The following is a 19,910-nucleotide window of genomic DNA, read 5'->3' on the forward strand; positions in this document are numbered from 1 at the left end:
CATGCCCCATGATCGCGCCGGGGTGGCAGGCTTGCCCGCGCCGTTGCGATCTCGCTGATCGATTGTTTGAGGTGCGGTGCCCGGGCCTGCCGTCAAGCGCTCCGGCAGGCCCATGACCTCACACTTGCAGGCACAGGTATTTCATCTCTAGGTATTCCTCGATGCCATAGCGCGAGCCTTCGCGGCCCATCCCGGATTGCTTGATACCGCCGAACGGCGCGACTTCGTTGGAGATCAGGCCGGTGTTCAGACCGACCATGCCGTATTCGAGGGCTTCGGATGTGCGCCATGCGCGCGCGATGTCGCGTGTGTACAGGTAAGCGGCGAGCCCGAATTCGGTGTCGTTGGCCAGTGCGATGGCGTCTTCGTCGCGTGTGAAGCGGAAGAGCGGGGCGACCGGGCCGAAGATTTCCTCGCGCGCCATGCGCATTTGCGCGGTCGCCCCGGCGATCACGGTCGGCGCGTAGTACCTGCCGCCCAGCACATGCGCTTCGCCGCCGACGAGCACGCGTGCGCCATGCGACCTCGCGTCTTCCACGAGCGTCGCGACCTTGTCCACGGCCCGGCTTTCGATCAGCGGGCCGATGACCACGCCGTCTTCGAGGCCGTTGCCGACCTTCATTTCGCCGACGCGCGCGGCAAACTTCTCGGCAAAGGTGTCGTAAATGCTGTCCTGAATATAGAAGCGATTCGCGCACACGCATGTCTGACCGCCATTGCGGTACTTCGCCACGAGCGCGCCTTCGACGGCGGCGTCGATGTCGGCATCGTCGAACACGATGAACGGGGCATTGCCCCCGAGTTCCAGCGACAGGCGCTTGATCGTCGGCGCGCACTGCGCCATCAGCAGGCGGCCCACGCCCGTCGAACCGGTAAACGACAGCTTGCGCACGCCAGGGTGCGACGTCAGTACGCCGCCCACGGCGCGCGCGTCACCCGTGACGACCTGGAACACGCCACCGGGAATGCCGGCGCGATGCGCCAGCTCGGCCAGCGCGAAGGCCGACAGCGGCGTAAGTTCGGACGGCTTGACCACGATGGCGCAGCCGGCCGCGAGTGCCGGCGCGACCTTGCGCGTGATCATCGCGGCGGGGAAGTTCCACGGCGTAATGGCCGCACACACGCCCACCGGCTGCCTGAGCGTGACGAGGCGCTTGTCGGTGGCGGGCGAGGCGAGCACGTCGCCGTCCACCCGCTTGGCTTCTTCCGCGAACCATTCGATGAAGCTCGCCGCATAGGCGATTTCGCCGCGCGCCTCGGACAGCGGCTTGCCTTGCTCGCGGGTCATCAGGTATGCAAGGTCTTCCGTGTTCGCGATCATCAGTTCGAACCAGCGGCGCAGGATGTTGGCGCGCTCCTTGCCGGTGCGTGCGGCCCAGGCCGGCTGAGCGGCCTCTGCGGCGGCCACGGCGCGCGTGGTTTCTTCCGCGCCAAGTTCGGGCACCTGCGCCAGCACTTCGCCGGTGGCGGGGTCCAGCACGTCGAGAGTCTTGCCGCTGTCGGCCGCGATCCATTGACCGTCGACCCAGGCGAGCGTCTTGAAGAGGTGGGTGTCTTTGAGTTGCATGGCAGTTGGCCGGGTTTGTCGGCGTTTCCTTCAGGGGAGGTGTGGCGAACGGCGCGCGGCAGTGTCTCGGGTTGCCACTTGCCGTTCTATCTATTGAACGGTATTCTATGTATTGAATTTGATTCTACGTATTGAACGTTTTCGACGCAACCAAGGGGTTTTCCTAGGGCGTCAATGAGAATGACTTGCCCGTACCATGCTGGCGGCGTGGCCCGCCACGCCCGGCACCGTCGCGATTTCGATACCCGGTTTCACGCTGCGACATCCCACGACACCATTCCCGAGATTCCCGAGACTCCCGATTCATGCCAAAGCGCAAACTCGATCCGCCTGCCAACGCTTCGCTCGCCGCGGCTTCCGCTCACGCCGATGAGCCGCTCAAGACCACGTCGCCTGCCGTGGTGCGGGCGGTACACGTCCTCGATGTGATTGCGGCATCGTCCGAGCCGGTAGCGTTGGCCGATCTGGCGCGGGAGACCGGCGTGCCCAAGAGCACGCTGCATGGGCTGTGCGACACGCTGGTCAAATTGCGGCTCGTGAAGCGCCACGCCAGTGGCGGCATGACGATGGGGTCGTATGTGATGGGATGGGCGAACGCATTTCTGTCGCAGACTCATATCACCGAGGAGTTCAGGGCAGTCTGGGAAGCATCGCGTGCATTCGCGCAGGAGACGGTGACGCTGTCCGTGCTCGACGGCGCCGAGGTGATCTATCTGGCGTGCCATAACGGCAATCGTCCGCTGGGTGTGACGTTTCGCATCGGCATGCGCCTGCCCGCTCCGTACACGGCGACCGGCAAAGCCATGCTCTCGACGCTCCCGCCGGGCGAGGCGGCCGATCTGCTCGCCGGCGCGTGGCCGGCGCCGCTCACGCGGGCGAGCGTAAGCACCTATGCGGCGTTGGCGCAGGAGATGGCGCAAGTGCGTCGCGACGGCTACTCCATCGACAACGGACAGATGCGCGAAGGCATGATCTGCTTCGGTGCGCCGGTGTTCGACGCAAGCGGCGAACGTGCCGTCGCGGGGCTTGCCGTGAGTTTCCTGACCAACGAAATCGATGCACAGACCGGCCAACGTATCGGTCGTCAGATGCGCGAGTTGGCCGATCAGTTGTCGGTTCGTCTCGGTGCGCCATCGCCTCGTTGAAGCGGTTCGGCGGGTTCAGCGGGTTCAGCAGGTTCAGCGGGCTCGGTGAAATCGCCACGAAAACCCTTCCGCAAACGTGGCGAAGCGCGAAAATATGCGAGACGTGACGTTCGTGTGTCATTGAACGGATTTCACGTCGAATACCGGGAACTGTTTCGGAAGTGCACGCAATCTGCTGTGCTCGACGCCGCGAATGTCCCGATAATCGCCCCGGGTCACGAAGGGGAATTGAGCATCCGTGCCCCTAGGCCGTGGTCGCAGCACGCGCATGCGTGCCGCATCACGCTCGTCCTCACTTTCCGGCGGTTCGTCACCGCCCGGCCTCGCTGTCAGCGTCGTGCCATCTTCCTGTCAGTTTCGCGTTCGCTGTGCGCCAGCGTCATGCATCGATCCGATTGTTATCTTTAACGGAACAGTCATGTCCACGAATGCAGGCTATTCCCTAAGGGTTATCACTGGCATTATCTGGCCTTGACTGATGTCCAGACAAGCCAGAGGAAGCGTAGGGAAGCGCGATCCCGGCGGTGCCATGGGGCGGACATCCAATAGGGAAGCACTACGCCATGTCAAATATCGCAATCGTTTATTACTCGCAAGGCGGCGCGACCGCCATGATTGCTCATTCCGTCGCGCAAGGCGTGAACGACGCCGGCGCACACGCTCAACTTTTCAGCATCGAGCCGCACCAGCTCGTCGATGGGCAATGGCACGACGAAGCCATGCTGTCGCGTCTGGCCGCCGCCGATGCCATCATCTTCGGCGCACCGGCTTTCCAGGGCGGAATCGCGACCGCGTTCAAGGCGTTTGCCGACGCGACCACCGGTATGTGGCGCGCACGCAGCTGGCGCAACAAGGTCGCCGGCGGATTCTCGTTCAGTTGCCGTTCGGGCGAAGACAAGCGCAATACGCTCGACTACTTCGCGGCGTTGGCGGCGCAGCACGGCATGGTGTGGGCCGACGCCGATGCCGACGACACGGATTTCGAGATGCGTGGCTCGGGCGGCTCGCCCATCGTGCGCTTTGCCGGGGACTTCCCGGCCGTCACGGCGCCCGGTGTGGAAGTCGACGCCGCCTATGCGCTCGATCCGGCGGACGTGATCGCCGGCAAGCACTATGGCCGCAACGTGGCGGCACTCGTCGCGCGTCTTGCCGGCGAAGTGCTGGAGTCGCCTGCGGTGCTTGCGCGTCGCGCGCTGGAAGCGGCCGAGCGTCGTCTGTAATACGGTCGGTCGGGAAGTCGGGTACGCTGGCCGCACACGGGCTGCCCGGTGCGGCGCGGTGCGAGACAAAACGGCACGTCGAGTGATCTCACTCGCGTGCCGTTCCGCTTTTGGGCGCGCAACGCGGCGAGATTCGCGCTTCAGGCCCCGGGCGCGTGATGTGGGAGGCCGAAGGTCAGTTGCTCGGCGCGTCGCTCGCCGGTTCGGCGTGAATTTGCAGGACCGCGTCGCGCTTGGCCAGCAGGTGCTTGCGCAGGATGTCGCCCAGACGTTTGCCATCGCGCTTTTCGAGCGCGTCGATCATCTGCTCGTGCTCGTTGATGGCGCGATCCCATTTGTCCGAATGGAAGTTGGACCGGAAGCGCAGCGCCATCAGACGCCGGTTGATCGACACATACGTCTGACGCAGCGCCCCGTTGCGCGCGGCTTCGTTGATGCGGTCGTGAATGGCCTGATTGCGCGCGTAATAGCCCGGCAAGTCTTGCTGCGCGCGGCACGCGAGCATGGCGTAATGCAACGCCTTGATCTCGGCCAGTTCGACCGGCGTCATACGCTCGGCGGCCAACTCGCCCGAGAAGGCTTCGAGCGCACTCATGAGTTCGAACATCTCGCGAATCTCTTTTTCCGTCATTCGCGCAACGCTCGCACCGCGATTCGGGGCGATCTCGATGAGTCCCTCGGCGGCCAGCACCTTGAAGGCTTCGCGCAATGGCGTGCGCGAGATGCCGAGCGTCTCGCACAACTCGCGCTCGTTGAGTTTGACCCCGGGGGAGAGCACGCCTTCGATGATCAGGCGGCGCAGGTGCTCGACGACCGTGTCGTGCAAACGCAGGCGCTCGACACGGGGAATCTCTGGGGCGGAAATCGTCGGCGTGTTATCCATTTTTTGCATTCAAAATCATCCGGCCATCCTCAAGCCGTATGGCCGCGATTGTAACGCACGGTATCAGGTCGCCCTATCTCTAGGGTAAACGACTGTATTAAAAGCGCTTCTCACCTCTTGCGAAAGCCTTCGACTCTGATAAAGTATTTTGAATGCAAAATTCAAAAGCGAATTTTTGAATAGGAGAGAGACGTTCATGCTGAAGCTCGATTTCCACCCCTCGGGTCGCCATTTCCTGCAGATCCCTGGTCCGAGTCCGGTGCCCGACCGCATTTTGCGCGCCATGAGCTATCCGACGATCGATCACCGCGGTCCCGAATTCGGCGCGCTCGGTCGCAAGGTGCTCGCCGACATCAAGAAGATTTTCAAGACGGAACAGCCGGTGGTGATCTATCCGGCGTCGGGCACGGGCGCGTGGGAAGCCGCGCTGTCGAACACGCTCTCGCCGGGCGACCACGTGCTCATGTTCGAGACGGGGCATTTCTCGACGCTGTGGAAGAAGATGGCCGAAAACCTCGGCCTCAAGCCGGAGTTCATCGGCCTGCCGGGCACGGAGGGCTGGCGTCGCGGCGTGCAGCCGGACATGATCGAAGCGCGTTTGCGTGCCGATACCTCGCATGCCATCAAGGCCGTATGCGTCGTGCATAACGAAACCTCCACGGGGGTGACGTCGGATATCGCCGCGGTGCGTCGCGCCATCGATGCTGCCGGCCACCCCGCGCTGCTGCTCGTCGATACCATTTCCGGCCTTGGTTCGGCGGACTATCGTCACGACGAATGGGGCGTGGACGTCACCGTCTCGGGGTCGCAAAAGGGGCTGATGCTGCCGCCCGGCATCAGCTTTAATGCGGTCTCGTCCAAGGCGCTCGACGCCGGCAAGCAGGCGAAATTGCCGCGCGCTTTCTGGGGCTGGCAGGAAATCATCGAGGCGAACAAGAACGGCTATTGGCCGTACACGCCGAACACGAACCTGCTCTACGGTCTGTCCGAAGCACTCGACATGATCCTGGAAGAGGGGCTGGACAACGTGTTCGCGCGTCACCAGCGGCTGGCGGAGGCCACGCGTCGCGCCGTGAACGCGTGGGGGCTCGAGATTCAGTGTCAGGACCCGGCCGTGTACAGCCCGGTGCTCACCGGTGTGGTGATGCCGCAAGGCGTGGACGCCGACGAAGTGCGCAAGCGTATTTACGAGCGCTTCGACATGTCGCTCGGTCAGGCGCTCGGCAAGATTCGCGGCACGATGTTCCGCATCGGCCACCTCGGCGATTGCAACGATCTCACACTCATGGCGACGCTCTCCGGCTGCGAGATGGGGCTGCAAATCTGCGGCGTGAAGCTCGCCGGTTCGGGTGTCGTGGCTGCCATGGACTACCTCGCGCAGGCAAAAGACACACCGTCGCTCAAGGTCGCCGCCTGATGTGCCGTTAGTCGTCCTTATCAGGAGACGGGGTGCTGTCGTTGTTATGCCGTGTAAGCAGCGCCTCTGAAGTGAACGCTTTGATTGTCATTCATGCGTCACAGGGCTTCATCATAGAAGAGTCCGTGACGCCGCAACACCTTTGCGCCGCCGGCATGCTGCGGGCGCGCTCCACGGGATGTTTCAGGAGACATGCAATGAAGCTTTTCAGAGCGACACGGGTCGTGCTGGTGATGCTATGCGTCATGTATTTCATCACCTATCTCGATCGTGTCAACGTCAGTACGGCTGCGGCCGGCTTCGGTAAAGAGTTCAATCTCAGCAAGACGGAAATCGGGCTTGTCTTCTCGGCTTTCGCGTACCCCTATCTGGTCTTTCAAATCATCGGCGGCTGGGTCAGCGACCGCTTCGGCGCCAAGCGCACGTTGCTCGTGTGCGGTGCGTTGTGGGCCGTGGCGACGATCCTGACCGGCATGGCGGGCGGCCTCGTCACGCTGCTGTTGGCGCGTTTGTTGCTCGGTCTGGGCGAAGGCGCGACGTTCCCGGCGGCCACGTCGGCGATGTCTCGCTGGATTCCCAAGGAGAAGCGCGGTTTCGCGCAAGGCATCACGCACGCGGCGTCGCGTATCGGGAATGCGGTTGCACCGGCTGTCGTGGTCTTCATCATGGCAACGCACGGCTGGCGCGAATCGTTCTACCTGTGCGGTATCGTGAGCCTGATCTGGGTGGCGCTGTGGGCGTTGACGTTTACCGAGCGTCCGCAGGATCACCCGCGGATCACGACGGAAGAACTCGCCGTGCTGCCGGCGCTCAAGGCGAAGAGCGCTTCGGTGCCGTGGGGCCCGCTGTTCAGGCGCATGATTCCGGTCACGATCGTGTACTTCTGCTATGGCTGGACACTGTGGCTGTTCCTGTCGTGGATTCCGCAATATTTCCTGCACAGCTACGACCTCGATCTGAAGAAGTCGGCATTGTTCGCATCGAGCGTGTTCTTCGCCGGCGTGGTCGGCGATACGCTCGGCGGCATCGTCACCGACAAACTCTACGAGCGCACCGGCAGTCTGAAGCGTGCCCGTAGCTGGATGGTCTCGGTGTGCATGGCGCTTACGCTGATTTCGCTCGTCCCGATGATGTTCACGCACCATCTTTACGTGTCGATGGCATGTCTGGCGTTCGGCTTCTTCTTCGCGGAGATGACGATCGGCCCGATGTGGGCGATCCCGATGGACGTTGCCCCGGAATACTCGGGCACCGCCAGCGGCATGATGAACACCGGCTCCGCCCTGGCGGCCATCATCTCGCCGGTGCTCTCGGGATATCTGATCGACCGCACGGGCAACTGGGAACTGCCGTTCGTGGGCAGCATGATTCTGATGGCCGTCGGTGTGGTGCTGGCCTTCCGCATGCAGCCCGAGAGCAAGTTCTCGCTGGCCGGCGACGCCGCCCAGCCGAGCAACGCACGCCAGCCAGCATGATGCACGTGTGGCGCGTGCGATGACCGCCTGATCGTCGCGTGCCGTCGGACGTGCCGACGGCCGCGACATCGGTGACGTCGAGCGTCATCGTGGGCCATCGTGCGATATCGTGCGATATCGTGTGACGTCGCCCCGCAGAACCCCTGCCGGGCCGTCGGGTGTCGCGTTCGCGCAAAGGCGCGCACGGCCAGACGCTTGCACGTGCTCGGACGACCCTGTCCGGCCTACCGTGCCCTCCAACCTCCATGCCCGCCAGCGCATCGCGCCAGACCCGCCAAGCCAGCCAAGCCAGCCACGCCATGACTCCCCAATCGAACGCCCGCGAGCCGCACTCCACCGATGCCACCGATGCCGCCAGCGCCGCAATCGGTCCGAACCTTGTCAGCCAGCCCGTGCATCTGATGCCGATGCGGCGCGGCGGCGTTGCCCTCACGCCGCTTCAGGCGCGCCTGCGTCGCGAGATGCGCGGCGACGTGCTCTTTGATCGTGCGAGTCGCGGCCGCTACGCGACGGATGCGTCGATCTATCAGATCTTCCCGATCGGTGTGGTGGTGCCGCGCGATCAGGAGGATCTTATTCGCGCCCTCGACATCGCCCGCGATCAGCACGTGCCGGTGCTCGCGCGTGGCGCCGGCACGAGCCAGTGCGGGCAGACCATCGGTGAAGCGCTGGTCATCGACAACAGCAAGTGGCTCAACCGCGTGGTGGCGTTCGACGCCGAAGCGCGCACCGTCACCGTCGAACCGGGCATCGTGCTCGACCATCTGAATGCATGGCTCAAGCCGCATGGCCTGTGGTTTCCGGTCGATGTGTCGACGGCCGCGCAATGCACGCTCGGCGGGATGACGGGCAACAACTCGTGCGGCTCGCGCTCCATCGAGTACGGCAACATGGTGCACAACGTGGTGTCCATCGATGCGGTGCTGGCCGACGGCGCGCAACTGCACTTCGGCTCGCTGCACACGCCGCCGACGGACCCGCGCACGAAGTCGCTGCTCGCGAGCGTTCACGAGATCGCCATGCGGGAACAACAGGAGATGCGCGAGCGTGTGCCGCGCGTGTTGCGGCGCGTGGCCGGGTACAACCTCGATCTGTTCGATTGTCTCAACCCGCGCGCGTACACCGACGATGGCGTTGCCAACCTTTCGCATCTGCTCGTCGGCTCGGAGGGCACGCTCGCCTATAGCCGTCAGATCACGCTCCGGCTCGCGCCGTTGCCCAAGCACAAGACGCTGGGTGTGGTGAACTTCCCGACCTTTTATCAGGCGATGGATCTCACCCGGCACATCGTGAAACTGGGGCCGGTGGCGGTGGAACTGGTCGACCGCACGATGATCGATCTGGCGATGGATAACGCGGCGTTCCGACCGGTGATCGAGAAGGCGCTCACGGGCGATCCGCAAGCGATCTTGCTGGTGGAGTTCGCGGGCGACGATCTCGCCTTGCTGCGTGCGAAGCTCGACGACCTCGCCACGCTGATGGGCGATCTCGGCCTGCCCGATTGTGTGGTGAAGATGCCGGACGCCGGGCCGCAAAAGGCGCTCTGGGAAGTGCGCAAGGCGGGGCTCAATATCATGATGAGCATGAAGGGCGACGGCAAGCCGGTGTCCTTCATCGAAGACTGTGCGGTGCCGCTGGAACATTTGGCCGAGTACACGCGCCGGCTGACCGAAGTGTTCCATCGCAACGGCACCGAGGGCACGTGGTACGCGCACGCGAGTGTGGGCACGTTGCATGTGCGGCCGATTCTGGACATGCGTCGCGACGGTGCTGCGAAGATGCGCGAGATCGCCGAGGAAGCGGCGGCGCTCGTGCGCGAATACAAGGGGGCGTATTCCGGCGAGCATGGCGACGGGCTGTGTCGCGGCGAATGGGTGGCGTGGCAGTACGGGCCACGCATCAATGCGGCGTTCGCCGAGATCAAGCAATTGTTCGATCCGGAGAATCGTTTCAATCCCGACAAGATGGTGCGTCCTCCGAAGATGGATACGCGCGAGCTGTTCCGCTTCGCGCCGGGCTATGCGGCAAAGCCCCTCACGCCTGCGCTCGACTGGACGGCGTGGAACGTCAGACGCGATGCCCTGAGCGGCGAGCAGAGCGCGCCCGACACGGGGAGCGACGCGACGCACGGTCTCGCGTCCGCTGTCGAGATGTGCAACAACAACGGGCACTGCCGCAAGTTCGACGCGGGCACGATGTGTCCGAGCTATCGGGTGACGCGCGACGAACAGCATGTAACGCGCGGGCGTGCGAATACGCTGCGTCTGGCGATCTCCGGTCAGTTGGGTGAGGAGGGAGAGGAGGGAGAGGAGGGAGAGGGGGCGGAGCGGGGACAGGGACTGGCGAGCGACGAAGTGAAGGCCGCGCTCGACCTGTGCGTGTCTTGCAAGGGCTGCAAACGCGATTGCCCGACGGGCATCGATATGGCGCGCTTCAAGATCGAGGCGCGCCACGCGCGTGCGAAGCGGCACGGCGTGTCGCTGCGCGACAAGCTGATTGCTTATCTGCCGCGCTATGCGCCGTGGGCGAGCCGTGTGGGCGGGTTGCTGGCAGTGGCGCAGCGTTTGCCCGGCAGCAATGCCGCGAAGCGCTGGCTCGGCCTGGCGCTGGAGCGTTCCCTGCCGGCATTGAAGACGTCGTTTCTCGAACGTGAGCGCCCGCTGGGCGAAGCCAGCGCTGCGCGGGGCGAGCGTCACGTGTTGCTGTTCGTCGATACGTTCAACAATTACATGGAGCCGGAAAACGCGCACGCGGCGAAGCAGGTGCTCGAAGCGGCGGGGTACACCGTGCATGTCAACCGGCGTGCGGGCGAGCGGCCGTTGTGTTGCGGACGCACGTTCCTCGCGGCAGGGCTGGTGGACGAGGCGAAGGCGGAGGCGCGGCGCCTGCTCGATACGGTGATGCCGTTCGTCGAGCGCGGCGTGCCGATCGTGGGGCTGGAGCCGTCTTGCCTGTTGTCGCTGCGTGACGAAGTGCTGGGGTACGGCTTCGGGGATGCGGCCCGCAAGGTGGCCGATAACGCGTTCCTGTTTGAGGAATTTCTGGTTCGCGAGAAGGCGGCGGGGCGGCTCGATCTGGCCTTGCAGGCGCTGCCGGACGGTGCCGGCGAAGCGCTGGTGCACGGTCACTGCCATCAGAAGGCGTTCGATGCATACTCGCCTGTGACGGCGGTGCTTGGATGGGTGCCGGGGCTGAAGGTATCATCGATCGAATCGTCGTGCTGCGGCATGGCGGGCAGCTTCGGTTACGAGGCGGAGCATTACGACACGTCGCGCGCCATGTCGGAACTGACATTGTTGCCGGCGATTCGTCAGCGCAGCGAAAACGCTATCGTGGTCGCGGACGGCACCAGTTGCCGTCACCAGATCCACGACGGGGCGCAAGCACAGGCGTTGCACGTCGCCCGCGTGCTGGCGAGGGCGTTGCCCGGTGCGTCGCGGGCGTCGCGTGCTTCGCGGGTCTGATCCGCATAATTCGCCAGATCCGCCTCATCTGCCCGTGTCTGCCTTATTAAGGGGATTGCTGCCGCTGAGTGCGAATTTCCGCGAACGCCTATGAAAGGATTGTGATGCCAGATTCAGTCAATACGGTTTCGATGTCTGCGAACGCTGCCGCCGGCGGCGTGGCGGTGCCCCCGGTAGCGCGCGTGGGCGATTCGCTCGCGCAGGTCGCCACGCCTTCCCTGTTGCTCGATCTCGACGCGTTCGATGCGAACCTCGCGCGCATGGCGAGTGCCGCCGAGGCGCGCGGCGTGGCGGTGCGTCCGCATGCGAAAGCGCATAAGTCCGTGACCGTCGCGCAGGCGCAGATGGCGGCGGGCGCCGTCGGCATCTGCTGCCAGAAAGTCACCGAGGCCATTCCATTCGTCAATGCCGGCATCGGCAACATTCACATCAGTAACGAGTTCGTGGGCGAGGCCCGGGTTGCGCTGGCCGTGGCGATGGCGGCACGCGTCACGCTGTCGGTCTGTGTCGACGACGTGCGTCAGGTGGCGCCGCTGGGCAAAGCGGCGCAACGTGCCGGGGTGCGCATCGCCGTGCTGCCCGAGGTGGACGTGGGGCAGGGGCGATGCGGCGTGGATACGACACATGCCGTGGCGCAACTGATCGAGGCCATCGATCATTACGAGGGTTTACGCTTCGGCGGATTGCAGGCGTATCACGGCAGTGCGCAGCATATCGAGAGTTGGGACAAGCGCCGCGACACAGCGCGACTGGCGGCGGATCGTGCGTCCGCCTACGTGCGATTTCTCGAAGCGCGCGGTATCGCATGCCCGGTGGTCACGGGCGGTGGTACGGGCACGGCCGAGTTCGATATCGAGAGCGGCGTCTACACCGAGATTCAGCCGGGCTCGTACGTGTTTCTCGACGGACATTACGGCTCGCTCGAATGGCGCGACGACTGGCGTTTCCGTCATGGGCTGTTTCTGGCCTCGACGGTGATGAGCACGGCGCGCAAGGGCATCGTCGTGTGCGACGCCGGGCTCAAGAGCGTGGCGACCGATGCAGGGCTGCCGCGCTTCTGGTCGTCGCAACAGGCGGGCAAGCCGCATTACCGGACGGCGTCGGACGAGCACGGCGTGCTCGAACTCGCCTCGCCGGACGAGGACGGCACGGCTTGGCTCGGGGAGCCGATTCTGCTGGTGCCGGGACATTGCGATCCGACCGTCAATCTTTACGACCGCTATGTGGCCGTGCGGCACGGGCGCGTCGAAGGGCTGTGGCCTATCGAGGCACGCGGATTGAGCCAGTGACGACGAGACGGCAGGCGGCGCCCGGTGTCATGGCCGTGACATCCTGCCGCGCCAAAATATTTTGGTGAGGGGGCTTCCCAAGTACTGAAAAGCACGCTATAGTCTCACTTCTTCGCCGTACGGGGGTATAGCTCAGCTGGGAGAGCGCTTGCATGGCATGCAAGAGGTCAGCGGTTCGATCCCGCTTACCTCCACCAAAACGGAAGACTTTAGGTCCCCTTCGTCTAGAGGCCTAGGACATCACCCTTTCACGGTGAGTACAGGGGTTCGAATCCCCTAGGGGACGCCAGATTTAACGGCGTGATGCTCGGAAAATTCCAGAGGCACGACGTGCAATCGGTTGTCGATAAACGCGCCTGGTTTCACGACCAGGCGCGTTTTGTTTTTTGCGCGACGGATGGATAACCTGCCGTCCGGCATCTGCTGTCATGAATCTGCTGTCATGACGACGCGCGAACGCTGTGGCATCGGCAGGATAGTCTCCGGCGCGTTTTACCGGTAAAACGCGGATGGCGGTACGCCGAAATGTCGTTTGAACATGGCGGCAAATGCGCTCTGACTGGCATAGCCGTGGTCGAGCGCAACGTTCACGATCTTCTCCCCACGCGCCAACGCTTCCAACGCCTGCAACAAGCGGGCCTGCTGACGCCAACGTCCGAACGTGAGTCCTGTTTCCGACGCGAAGCGGCGCTGAAACGTCTTGGCCGACAGTCCGGCCTCGTTCGCCCAATGGTCGATGGTCGCATCGTCGCCAGGGCACTGCATCAGCGCGTCGCACACGCGTGATAAGCGCTTATCCGTCGGCCAGGGCAGATACAGCGGCAGCACGGGCAGCGCGATCAGTTCGTCGAGCAACAGGCGCATGAGACGGGCGTCACGGGAGTCCGGGGCGTAATCGGGCGGCACGTCGATGGCGGCGAGAATCAGTTCGCGCATCAGCGGCGTGATCTCCACAACGCAACTGGTGTCGGGCAACGGTTCGCTGCCGGGTTCGACGAACACCGTGCGCATCTTGACGTTCCCGCTCATACGCACCGTATGCGCCAGCCCGGCAGCGAGCCAGACGCCGCGCGTTGGCGGCACCACCCAGCGTCCCGATGACGACGCAACGATCATGACCCCCTCGATGGCATAAAGCAGCTGCGCGCGGCGATGCGAATGGGAGGCAATGAACTCGTTGTGCACGTAATCGACCGCCATCGCCGCCATCGGCATGGGGGTGCTCTCGAAGCGAAGATGGTCGGTCACGCGGGGGGCGATGAGGCGGCGGACAGTCGTCACGGGGTGTCCTTTTCAAGACAGGTTCCGGAATTTTAGCGTGAGACGGCCGGATACGGCATGGCTGACCATGGCGCTTCCTTTGTCAAACCTGTGGGAATTCGTCATGGGGTACTTCCTGTATCCGCTGGGCGCCATGTTGTTGTGGGCCGGCAATGTCATCGTCTCCAAACTCTCGGCCACGACCATTGCGCCGTCGGCCATCACGTTTTACCGACTGGTGCTGGCGCTCGCCGTCATGACGCCGTTCGTGATTCGACCGCTGGCGCGCAACTGGCATCACGTGCGTCCGCAGCTCGCCAGGCTCGCGTTCCTCGGCTTCCTGAGTATGTCGTTCTATCAGAGCCTGTCCTATCTCGCCGCGCACAGCACGACTGCGACCAACATGGCGATCGTGACGGCGCTCGCACCGCTGTTGACATTGCTGTGGAGCGTGGTGCTGCTGCGCGAGCCGCCCACGCTCGGCATGCTTGTCGGCGGTCTGCTCTCGCTTGCGGGGCTCGTCTACCTGATCGGTCAGGGACATCCGTCGCAGTTGCTCGACGGCGGGGTGCATCCGGGCGACATTCTGATGCTGGTCGCGTCGGCCTCGTACGGGTTGTACAGCGTGCTTCTGCGCCGCTGGCATGTCGCGGTGCCGCCCGCACAGTCGACCTACGTGCAGGCGTGGGCGGCGCTCGTCACGATGATTCCGATGCTGGCGATGGTGCCCGCAGGACAGGCGCAATTGAACGCGGCGACGGTGCCGCTGGTGCTGTACGCCGGGCTGGGCGCATCGATCGTGCTGCCGATTTTGTGGATTCAGGGCATCCGGCATCTGGGACCGAACCGGTGCAGCATGTTCATCAACGTGCTGCCCGTGATGACGGCGGCGATTGCCGTGGTGTTGCTGGGGGAGCAATTGCACACGTTTCACGTGATCGGCGGCGGTGTTGCGCTCGTCGGCGTCTTCATCGCGCAGCGGTGGCAACGCCCGCTGCCGGGGTTCGGCGCAGTGCCCGACGAGTCGGACGAAGTTCCCGCCTGATGTTCCTGCCTTGCGCGGCCCGGTCCCGTATCCGGCCCGCGCAGACACGGTTCGAGCCCCGCAGTCCGTGTAGCGTGCGCAGGTGCCGGGGGGTGCCTGCGCACGTTGGGGCAGGGGCCGGCGCTCACCGATCCCGCACCGCCACCCCGTAAGTGCTCACTATGCGACGGTCCTGCTCGGCGGCGGAGAAGGCTTCCCACAGCAAGCCATTGCAATCGGTGCTGCTCGAATACCCGGGGGCGTCGTCGTCTTCGAAACCGACATGCCGCAACTCACCCGCGCGCGACGGCGACTGATTGATCGAGAAGTTCAGCAGATCGGTACGCCACATGGCGTATGCACCGGGGACGACAGCCGAAGGCGGTTGCCCGAGGCGGGCGGAGTAGTCGGCGATCGACTCGTCGAGATCGCGCACGGCAAGCGCGATGTGAAAGCGTTTCATGGGGTCTCCTGAACCGGATGTGAGGGATGCGTTGCCAGCGAAGACACTGCGCGGTGTGAGAGCGTGCGCTGGACGGTGGCGTCCGATCCGCTCCCTCCGTCCGATGCGACGAAAGCGTCACGCCGTGCGGCCTGTGCGCTGGCGAAAAGCATCTTAACGGCCGTGCCGAAGACCCGCCAGACGAGCCGTTATCCCGGTATCGGCAGTGATGGGGTGGCGGGCGGTCGTGGGAGACGCCCGGCACGATGTGCGGGGGGGCAGGGGCGGTGACGTGTGCGCGAAGCCCCGTGATACCGGTCGGTCGAGTTGGCGGGCGCTCACTGGGGGCGCTGAAAATCGTTCTCCACCCATGCGCGGGCACTGTTGCGCGAGAGCTTGAACGAGGGCGGCACCTTCACCGAGGCGATGGTTTCGCCAAACCGGTCGACAGCGCTGAGCATGGCGTACGGATCGTAGTCGTCGGGCACGATGTCCAGCGTCACATCGATATCGCCGTCCGGTCCGTCAACGCTCACCCGCTTATGCAACTGCGCGTGCAATTGCTGCTCGTGACGCCGCAACACTTCGGCCGCCGTCTTCACCAGCGTATGGAATGCACCGACGTCCAGCGGCTTCGGATTCTTCTTGTCGCGCCCCATTGTCCATGGCCCGACGAGCGCGGGTTCCGACTCGCCGTCCTTGAACATGGCCACGGCCCAGCCGTCGTCTTCCTCGTTCTTGACGACTTTCGCCGTCCAGCCGTCGTCGCGCCAGAGGCGATCTTCATGGATGGCGTCGTGGCTCGGCGTGGTGTCGTCGGTGCAGGCGTGGTCGGTAGGGATGGCGGAAGTTGCGGTCACTGTCGGCGTTCGGGCGTGGGGATGAGGGCGGCAAGCGGCAAACCTCGGCGAAAGCCGAAGCGGGCGCTCACAAAGGTCGCAATTTTACCGCGTCCGGCCGGTGCGCGGACGCGTTCAGCGCATTGCGTAGGCCCCCCGCACGGTGCGGTGTCCCGGGACAGCTCAGCCCTTCACCAGTCCGCCGTCGACAATGAGGTTCTGCCCGGTCACGGCGCGGGCCCACGGCGAGAGGAAGTACAGCACGGCGTCGGCAAACTCCTCGGGCGTGGTCACGCGACGCAGCGGCGTGAGACCGGCAATCAGGTCGAACACGGCCTCCGGCGTGGCGGCGCTGGCGTCCGTCACCCGTAGCAGGCCGCCCGAGACCATGTTGACGGTAATGCCGTCGGGGCCGAGGTCGTTGGCGGCGGTGCGGGTGAGGGAGAGCAGCGCGGCCTTGGCAGTCGTGTAATCGTGATACGGCACGACCGGATTTTGAAACAAGTTAGTGCCTACGTTCACGATGCGTCCAAAGCCCGCTTCGCGCATGCCCGGCAGCGCGGCCTGCATCGTGTTGAGCGCACCCTTGACGGCGCCTTCGAGCTGTTGGGAGAAGCGCGACCACGAGATGTCCGCCAGCTTGGGACGGGCGTCGCCATCGAAGCGGAAGTCGGCCAGCGCATTATTGACGACCGACACGATCGGGCTGCCGATTCGTTCGCGCGCTTCGCAGAACAGACGGGCGACGGCTTTCTCGTCGGTGACGTCGGCCTGCAACGCGATGGCGCGCTCGCCAAGCGACTCGGCCAGTGCGCGCGCGGCCGCGTCGCTGCGCAGATAGTTGATGACGACGCCCGCGCCCTCACGCGCGACGGCCCGCGTAATCGCGGCGCCGAGCCCGCGCGCCCCACCCGTGACGAGTACCCACTGCGAATCCAGCTTCATGACGATGTTCCCCGATGTCGATGCGATGTGGCTTCACGCGCGCGGCGATTGTCTATCGTCCGGCTCGCGCGTTGCGCACATCGCGAAGACGAATGCCGGAAAAGGCGTGCGTGAAAGCGCGCTCATTATCGCGCGTTCCGTGGCGTCGCCCGGGGAGAGCCCATTGCCGGTAAGGTCGGGCGCCTTATGGCGATGGGGGGAGGTCCGGGAGAGCTGCGGGGGATCCGTGCGTGAGGTTAGGTGAGGTGAAGTGAGGCGGGTGGTTGGTTGGTGGTTGGTTGGTGGTTACTCGTTGGCCGTCGCCAGTGCGGCGAGCAGGGCGACCGGCAAGAGTACGCACCAGAACCCTGCGCCGTGATAGGCGAATCCGCCGAAGATCGCCCCCACGGCAAATGCCGCCAGCGCGGGAAGCATCTTGCGAAGGCGTGCTTTCGCGGCATTGCCGTCGCCGCACTTGCCGCTGGCCAGCTCGACCATGTCGATCACGATCTGCGTGGTGTTGCCGGTCATGATGGTCGTCGGCGCGAGGTCGGAGAGCACCAGGCGTCCGATCGCGTTCTGGATGGCGAGTGCCGCCACGCCCAACATCCCCGAGGCAATCGCGAGCGGCGCGTCGGCCGAGACGATCGGCTGCGCCGCGATACCGACGAACATGAAGCCCAACAACAACAACGTTTGCAAGACGAGCAGCAGCCGTAACGGGCGGCGCTCGGTATTCGCGAAACTTTGCACGATGAGCTTGACCATGGCGACGAAAATGACGAACACGGGCAGCGCCAGCAATTTGGCGAGCACACCGACGTGGGTACTCGCCACAAGTTGTACGCCGATCATCACGAAGTTGCCGGTCACATGGGCGGTGAACAAGCCGAACAGCGCTATGAAGCCGACCACGTCGATGTAGCCGGCGACGAAGGCGAGGGTCATGCCGATGGCCGTCGGTTGGGAGAAGCGGCCGACCCACGCGCGGGCGATTGTCGCGGCCTCGGTGGGGGTGGGGATGTGGCGAGGGGTTCCCATGAAGGCTCCTGTGTCGGCTTGATGGCATATAGCTGCATGCAGCGGCATGTCGCCGCATATGACCGCATACAACGACATGTTGCCGCGTGAGACTACCGGATGCGGTGTCCGATGGGGCCGCCGAACGCGGTCGGTCGGGTGGCTGCCCTGCGCGCGGGGGTGGTAATGAAGCATATCATCGGCCGCTAACATCGCATGTCGCGAGGACCCGCTATACTGCCCCACGCTGACGGGCCGATCTACCGTCCGAACGTCTTATTGCCCCCCTGGCCTGCACCACACCGACGCTTCGCGGCGCCGTGCGATCCCGTCCTGACTTCACGATGACGGTTAGGCCATCGAACTTACCAATAGGAGACACACCTCATGAAAACCAGCGCTCGTAATCAATTCACCGGCAAAGTCGTTTCGCTGTAACGCGGGGCGGTGAACGACGAAGTCACGCTGCGCACCGACGCCGGTCAGGAAATCGTGGCGGTCATCACACACGAGAGCACGGTAAATCTGGGTTTGAAGGAGGGTAGCGAAGCGGTGGCGCTCATCAAGGCCTCGTCGGTGATCGTGATGGTCGACGCCGATGCGAGCAAGGTCTCCACGCGCAACGTGATGAGCGGCAAGGTGTCGCGTGTCGAGACCGGGGCGGTGAACAGCGAAGTGGAGATCACGACCGACAGCGGCGCGATCATCGCCGCGATCGTGACGAACGAAAGCGTGAAGCGTCTGGGGCTCACGGCCGGCCGCGCGGCAGCCGCACTGGTCAAAGCGTCGAGCGTGATTCTGGCGCTCGCCTGAGCAACGCCGTCATGGCGTGCCTCGCCGACGCGATGTCGGCGCACGCGCGCGGTCCGCACACCGCCAGCGCTTTGAGACGTGTACTACGACGTGTACTACGACGTGTTTTACGACATGTTTTATGACGTTTCCCGAGCCGGCGTTCGCCTGTGCGCCGGGCCCGAGCCGATGCAACGCATACGGGGTGTGCCTGCCCCCGCAACGGGCGGCGCTGGTTGCGGCGCCGGTGGCGGGAGCGATGCGCATTGGCGCGCGGCACGCGTGTCGTTCTATGTGTGGGTCAATGTGTCGTTCAACGCATCGTTCAATAAGCCAGATTGGCCGCTGCGTAGGCGCGCTTGAGTGCTTCCCGGTCGTGAAACGCGTCGGTCATGAGGCACATCAGCGTTTGCGCGTTACGTCCGACGGGGTTGATGACATCCTCGTCGTCGATGCCTGTCGACGCCAGCACCTGCACGACTTCCCTGTTCAGCGCGAAGGCCATGTCTCCCCGGTCGTCATTACGATGCATGCCGATGATTTCGAGCGCGTCGAACAGTGCCGGCGAGCTGCGCAGATACCACTGTTGCGCGGCGAGCACGTGATCCGCACTGAAATCGACGGCTTTGGGGACTTCGCCCTCGGCCGCAAGTCTGGCCTGATCGTACACGCGACTCGCCCCGATTTCGCGAAACCGGCATACCACCGGCAGGTCGTCGTGCCGCAAAGACAGCAGCAGTCGCGCCATATCCGGTAAAGGCAGCACCATGGGGGCTGGCGAAACCCATTCGGCTCTCGACGAGAACGCATAGTCTTCGATTCTGAAGATCAACGTGTCGTTTTCGTCGATACACCATTGCAACCGATCGAATTGCGCCGGGTCGACATAGCGTGCCAGTTCGACAAACGCATCGAATTGCGCTTGCGAGCTTCGCGCGTGCGCGAGTTCGAAGAGCGCCAGTTTGGCCGCCTGCGTATGCGTGCCGAGAAACCAGTCCTTGATACGCTCCCAAAGGCTCCGGATTTCCGATTTGCTGCCGGCCGTAATGCATGTCTCGATCGTCTGCGGACTCAGATAGCTTCGTGTGTGACCGATCAGGCTGAGCGACGAGGTTGAAATACCCATGTCAATGACTCCTTTGGCGGGGC

At 64.2% G+C, this 19,910-nt stretch carries 16 protein-coding genes and 2 tRNA genes; 10 read left to right on the forward strand and 8 right to left on the reverse strand.

The features are described 5' to 3' along the window. Nucleotides 1-118 precede the first annotated feature (118 nt). Complete coding sequence (locus tag PAN31108_RS06185) at nucleotides 119-1,567, reverse strand: NAD-dependent succinate-semialdehyde dehydrogenase (RefSeq protein WP_150668015.1); 1,449 nt, start codon at nucleotides 1,565-1,567, stop codon at nucleotides 119-121. 305 nt (nucleotides 1,568-1,872) lie between these two features. On the opposite strand from PAN31108_RS06185, the gene PAN31108_RS06190 reads away from it, so the two are divergent. Continuing rightward, complete coding sequence (locus tag PAN31108_RS06190; RefSeq protein WP_150668016.1) at nucleotides 1,873-2,712, forward strand: IclR family transcriptional regulator; 840 nt, start codon at nucleotides 1,873-1,875, stop codon at nucleotides 2,710-2,712. 563 nt (nucleotides 2,713-3,275) lie between these two features. Then, nucleotides 3,276-3,932: a flavodoxin family protein gene (locus PAN31108_RS06195; RefSeq protein ID WP_150668017.1), complete on the forward strand. Its 657-nt coding sequence runs from the start codon at nucleotides 3,276-3,278 to the stop codon at nucleotides 3,930-3,932. 175 nt (nucleotides 3,933-4,107) lie between these two features. On the opposite strand, the gene PAN31108_RS06200 is transcribed toward PAN31108_RS06195, so the two are convergent. Further along, on the reverse strand, nucleotides 4,108-4,824 hold the full coding sequence (locus PAN31108_RS06200; protein WP_150668018.1) for a GntR family transcriptional regulator: 717 nt from the start codon (nucleotides 4,822-4,824) through the stop codon (nucleotides 4,108-4,110). A 187-nt stretch (nucleotides 4,825-5,011) separates the two neighbouring features. Here PAN31108_RS06200 and PAN31108_RS06205 point away from each other — a divergent pair, with 187 nt between their 5' ends. From PAN31108_RS06205 to PAN31108_RS06230, 6 genes are all read left to right on the forward strand, one after another. Then, a complete protein-coding gene (locus tag PAN31108_RS06205; RefSeq protein WP_150668019.1) occupies nucleotides 5,012-6,232 on the forward strand; it encodes a pyridoxal-phosphate-dependent aminotransferase family protein in 1,221 nt (406 codons plus the stop codon). Between the two features lie 197 nt (nucleotides 6,233-6,429). Then, nucleotides 6,430-7,707 carry an MFS transporter gene (locus PAN31108_RS06210; protein WP_150668020.1) on the forward strand — a complete coding sequence of 426 codons (1,278 nt, stop codon included), beginning with the start codon at nucleotides 6,430-6,432 and terminating at the stop codon, nucleotides 7,705-7,707. A 401-nt stretch (nucleotides 7,708-8,108) separates the two neighbouring features. Continuing rightward, nucleotides 8,109-11,171, forward strand: a complete 3,063-nt coding sequence (locus tag PAN31108_RS06215; RefSeq protein ID WP_150668218.1) for an FAD-binding and (Fe-S)-binding domain-containing protein — start codon at nucleotides 8,109-8,111, stop codon at nucleotides 11,169-11,171. Between the two features lie 131 nt (nucleotides 11,172-11,302). Next, nucleotides 11,303-12,460 (forward strand): DSD1 family PLP-dependent enzyme, encoded by a 1,158-nt coding sequence (locus PAN31108_RS06220; RefSeq protein ID WP_150668021.1) that lies wholly within the window; start codon nucleotides 11,303-11,305, stop codon nucleotides 12,458-12,460. Between the two features lie 121 nt (nucleotides 12,461-12,581). Next, a tRNA-Ala gene (locus PAN31108_RS06225) sits at nucleotides 12,582-12,657 on the forward strand. 16 nt (nucleotides 12,658-12,673) lie between these two features. Next, nucleotides 12,674-12,749, forward strand: a tRNA-Glu gene (locus PAN31108_RS06230). Between the two features lie 203 nt (nucleotides 12,750-12,952). On the opposite strand, the gene PAN31108_RS06235 is transcribed toward PAN31108_RS06230, so the two are convergent. Beyond that, nucleotides 12,953-13,675, reverse strand: coding sequence for an AraC family transcriptional regulator (locus tag PAN31108_RS06235; RefSeq protein WP_150668219.1), 723 nt, complete (start codon nucleotides 13,673-13,675; stop codon nucleotides 12,953-12,955). 133 nt (nucleotides 13,676-13,808) lie between these two features. Here PAN31108_RS06235 and PAN31108_RS06240 point away from each other — a divergent pair, with 133 nt between their 5' ends. After that, the gene (locus PAN31108_RS06240; protein ID WP_246183810.1) at nucleotides 13,809-14,765 is read left to right on the forward strand and encodes a DMT family transporter; all 957 of its coding nucleotides are present in this window, start codon (nucleotides 13,809-13,811) and stop codon (nucleotides 14,763-14,765) included. A gap of 124 nt (nucleotides 14,766-14,889) precedes the next feature. On the opposite strand, the gene PAN31108_RS06245 is transcribed toward PAN31108_RS06240, so the two are convergent. The 4 genes from PAN31108_RS06245 to PAN31108_RS06260 all read right to left on the reverse strand — a co-directional run bounded on the left by PAN31108_RS06245 (nucleotide 14,890) and on the right by PAN31108_RS06260 (nucleotide 17,990). Beyond that, on the reverse strand, nucleotides 14,890-15,207 hold the full coding sequence (locus PAN31108_RS06245; RefSeq protein ID WP_150668022.1) for a VOC family protein: 318 nt from the start codon (nucleotides 15,205-15,207) through the stop codon (nucleotides 14,890-14,892). A 317-nt stretch (nucleotides 15,208-15,524) separates the two neighbouring features. Continuing rightward, nucleotides 15,525-16,028, reverse strand: coding sequence for a hypothetical protein (locus PAN31108_RS06250; RefSeq protein WP_150668221.1), 504 nt, complete (start codon nucleotides 16,026-16,028; stop codon nucleotides 15,525-15,527). Between the two features lie 180 nt (nucleotides 16,029-16,208). Beyond that, complete coding sequence (locus tag PAN31108_RS06255; RefSeq protein WP_150668023.1) at nucleotides 16,209-16,970, reverse strand: 3-oxoacyl-ACP reductase; 762 nt, start codon at nucleotides 16,968-16,970, stop codon at nucleotides 16,209-16,211. Nucleotides 16,971-17,255: 285 nt separating this feature from the next. Beyond that, nucleotides 17,256-17,990: a YoaK family protein gene (locus tag PAN31108_RS06260; RefSeq protein ID WP_150668024.1), complete on the reverse strand. Its 735-nt coding sequence runs from the start codon at nucleotides 17,988-17,990 to the stop codon at nucleotides 17,256-17,258. 426 nt (nucleotides 17,991-18,416) lie between these two features. Here PAN31108_RS06260 and PAN31108_RS06265 point away from each other — a divergent pair, with 426 nt between their 5' ends. Beyond that, nucleotides 18,417-18,782, forward strand: coding sequence for a TOBE domain-containing protein (locus PAN31108_RS06265; protein WP_246183811.1), 366 nt, complete (start codon nucleotides 18,417-18,419; stop codon nucleotides 18,780-18,782). A 304-nt stretch (nucleotides 18,783-19,086) separates the two neighbouring features. Here the strand turns inward: PAN31108_RS06265 and PAN31108_RS06270 are convergent, their stop codons facing one another. Beyond that, the gene (locus PAN31108_RS06270; protein ID WP_150668025.1) at nucleotides 19,087-19,887 is read right to left on the reverse strand and encodes a hypothetical protein; all 801 of its coding nucleotides are present in this window, start codon (nucleotides 19,885-19,887) and stop codon (nucleotides 19,087-19,089) included. Between the last annotated feature and the right edge of the window lie 23 nt (nucleotides 19,888-19,910).

Source organism: Pandoraea anhela, from assembly GCF_902459655.1.
GTDB lineage: Bacteria > Pseudomonadota > Gammaproteobacteria > Burkholderiales > Burkholderiaceae > Pandoraea > Pandoraea anhela.